The 609-nt window shown below is 70.1% G+C and carries 1 protein-coding gene; it reads right to left on the reverse strand.

All coding sequences use genetic code 11. The features are described 5' to 3' along the window. On the reverse strand, positions 1 to 592 hold a 592-nt coding region (locus tag KUM32_RS42675; protein WP_217146935.1), incomplete at its 3' end, for a DEAD/DEAH box helicase. Between the last annotated feature and the right edge of the window lie 17 nt (positions 593 to 609).

Raw genomic sequence — 609 nt, forward strand, 5'->3', positions numbered from 1 at the left:
CGGAGAGGCCGACGCGCTGGATGCGACGGCCGGTCAGCCGCTCCAGGCGTTCCAGTACGGCGAGCAGGTGCCAGCCGCGGTCGTCCCCTGCGAAGGCGTGCACCTCGTCGACGACGACAGCCCGTACGCCTCCCAGCATGCGGGCGTGGTCGGTCTTGACGCTGATCAGCATCGCTTCGAGCGACTCAGGGGTGGTGAGCAGGAAGTCGGGGGACTCGGTGCGGATACGGCGACGTACGGACTCTCCGGTGTCGCCATGCCACAGGGCGGCTCGGCGGCCCAGCCACTGGGCGTAGCTGTCGACCCGGTGCACCAGGTTGTTCAGGAGCGCCTTGAGCGGGGCGAGGTAGAGCACCGAGATGCCGGTCCACCGGTTCTCCCGCATGGCGGAGAGCAGGGGGAAGGCGGCGGCCTCGGTTTTTCCACCGGCGGTCGGCGCGAGCAGGATGGCGTCTTCGCCGTCCATCAGCGGGCCTACGGCGGCCTTCTGTAGAGGCCGCAGATCGGGCCAGCCGAGTGTGTTGACGACGTGGTGCAGGACCACCGGGTCGAGGCGGTCCACCGGGTCGGTGCCGCGCGGCTGGTCCTGCACGTCGGTGACTCCTGTGC

It is taken from the genome of Streptomyces sp. AC627_RSS907 (genome assembly GCF_019049165.1).